The 2,599-nt window shown below is 47.7% G+C and carries 1 protein-coding gene; it reads right to left on the bottom strand.

The window, feature by feature from the left end; all coding sequences use genetic code 11:
• Positions 1-2,599 (bottom strand): condensation domain-containing protein (locus tag Q0577_RS00175; protein ID WP_298731591.1); only part of this gene is annotated, 2,599 nt, incomplete at both ends.

The raw sequence follows: 2,599 nt of genomic DNA, 5'->3' as shown, positions 1-2,599 counted from the left end.
ATAGCCAGTATAGCGATGATCAGCTTATCCGAACGATCCATCATCAGGGCTATCCTGTCCCCTGTCTGTATGTTGTATTGTTGCAGGAGATGAGCAGCCAGAAGATCAGAAATATCATCGAGTGCTTTATAGGAGATATTCGCATCCTCCCAGAGCATCGCCTTTTTATCAGGATTGTGAGCAGCCTGTTCACGGAACAACCTAACCACAGGTTGATACCCGCTATAATGTTCCGGTACAGTATTAAACTCATTAAGCAGCAGCTGACGTTCTGTGCCGCTAATGAATTCGAGCCGGCTGATTGTTTGTTGCGGATTATCAACAACCGCCGCAAGGATCCCTTCCAGGTGACTAAACATCCGCTCTATGGTCTCCGGCTCAAACAGGTCTGTATTATATTCCAGCAGCAAATTGAGGCCATCCTGCGAATCGATGAACATAAACGTCAGGTCAAACTTGCTCACCGGCTGGGCATTGTCGCCAAAAGAGCTGATCTTAAGGGGAATATTATCCAGTGTTGCAACTGTTTCCTTCCTGGTTGTTTTGTTGTCATGATAGTCGATCAGTACATCGAACAGGGGGCTGCGACTCATATCCCTTTGCAGCTGTAAGTCATCTATTAACTGATCGAAGGGGTATACCTCATGCTGGTAGGCATCCAGGGTGATCTGTCTGGCCTGCCGAAGCAGGTCCGTTAATGAGGATTGTTGGTCTAAACGCAACCTCAGTGCAAGTGTATTAAGAAAGAAGCCGATCTGGTCATCAAGATCTGCGTGCTGCCTGCCAGCGATGGGGCTTCCAATAATAATGTCCCCTTGTCCGCTATATTGATGTAGTAGGGCAGCTACTGCGGCCAGTAATCCCATGAAGAGGGTTGCATCTTGTTCGCGGCAGATCACTTTTAGTTCCTCTGATAAATGGCTGTCCAGCTTTTTATTAATGCTGTTGCCGTTATATGTTTTTACAGCGGGTCTGTTTTTATCTAAGGGAAGCTCAAGCACGGGCAGCGGACCCTCGAGTTGTTTGATCCAGTAGTCCCTGTGTAGCTGCAACTGTTCTCCCTTTAACTGCTCCTGCTGCCAGCAGGCATAATCCTTATACTGTATCCGTAAGGGCGAAAGTAAGGGCGGTTCACCTTTCAAATGCGCGTTATATAACAAAAGCAGTTCCCGGATCAATATTTCCATAGACCATCCGTCGCTGCAGATATGATGCATTACGTAAGTAAATACCCAGCGTTTGGGGGCAACCAGGAAAAGCGATGATCTCATTAAAGGTCCTTTGCCAAGATCAAAGGGCTGTTGAAGATCCTTGCGTATAAATTGGAGCAACACTTCTTCCGGTGCTTCCTGCAAATCTTTGTAAATTACCCGGAACGGTGCAACTGTATCAGGTGGTAGAATAACCTGCCGGGGTATGCCCTGCTCATTTTGGTGAAACACGGTGCGCAGGCTCTCGTGTCGTTGTATCAGATCTTTGAATGCTGCCTGAAGTGCTGCAATATCCAAATCTCCCTCAAAGGTGTATACACCCGGCATGTTGTAAGCCACACTACCCTGTTCGAACTGGCTTAGCACCCATAACCTGCGCTGTGCGGAGGAGAGTGGATAGTCTGCCATGAAGGGCGCTGCTGCTATAGTAACAAAGTTTGTTTTGGTGGCTGCCTGAATAAGCTCCGCCTGATCCACTAAACGCTTTTGGGCAAATATGTCCCTGAGCTCCACTTTAACATGGAATACCCTTTGTAACTGGCTGGCCAGCCGGATGGCCGTTAAACTATGGCCACCAAGATCAAAGAAATTGTCATAAATGCTCACCCTTTCTTTACCCAGTATGTCCTGCCAGATGTTTGCCAGTTGCTGTTCTGTGGCATTGGTGGGAGCGATATAGGCTTCATAAGAGATAGTGTCAGCCGGGGTTGGAAGCATCCTTTTGTCAATCTTTCCATTGGGAGTTAATGGAAGGACGTCCAGCTGTATATAGTGCGCCGGCAGCATGTAAGGGGGGAGCAGGTTTGCAAGCTGGTCACGAAGATCTGTAATTTGAACTAACGGTTCGGTAACTATATATGCTACGAGCTCTTTTTCACCGGTAGTACTACTGCTGGCGTTCACCACCGCGGCTGATATACCCGGAAGTGTCAGCAATGCATTTTCAATTTCTCCGGGTTCAATGCGGTAGCCCCTGATCTTTAATTGTTCATCCTTCCTGCCAATGTATTGTATCTCACCTTGTGGCAGCCATCTTCCCAGATCACCGGTTCTGTACATAAGACTGCCAGGCCTGTAAGGATTAGGAACAAATTTTTGAGCAGTAAGCTCGGGGTTATTGAGATATTTCGTTGCCAGTCCTGCGCCTGTAATGCAGATCTCTCCTGCGACACCAATGGGACAAAGCTGCCCAGCCTCTCCAAGGATAAATATCTCTGTAGCCGTAATGGGTTTGCCTATCAGTATCTGCGCATCATCTTCCTGCAGCTCTTTTACGATACATCCTACCGTAGTTTCAGTAGGCCCGTATTCGTTATATACCGCCATGCCTGGATTCAGTAACTTCAATATGCGCACCTGTTCCTTCGTCACTTGTTCGCCACCCAGGA

The organism is uncultured Chitinophaga sp., assembly GCF_937898475.1.
Taxonomy (GTDB): Bacteria; Bacteroidota; Bacteroidia; order Chitinophagales; family Chitinophagaceae; genus Chitinophaga.
Note: the sequence above shows the minus strand (reverse complement) of the source record. Positions and strands in the feature narration are given on the sequence as shown.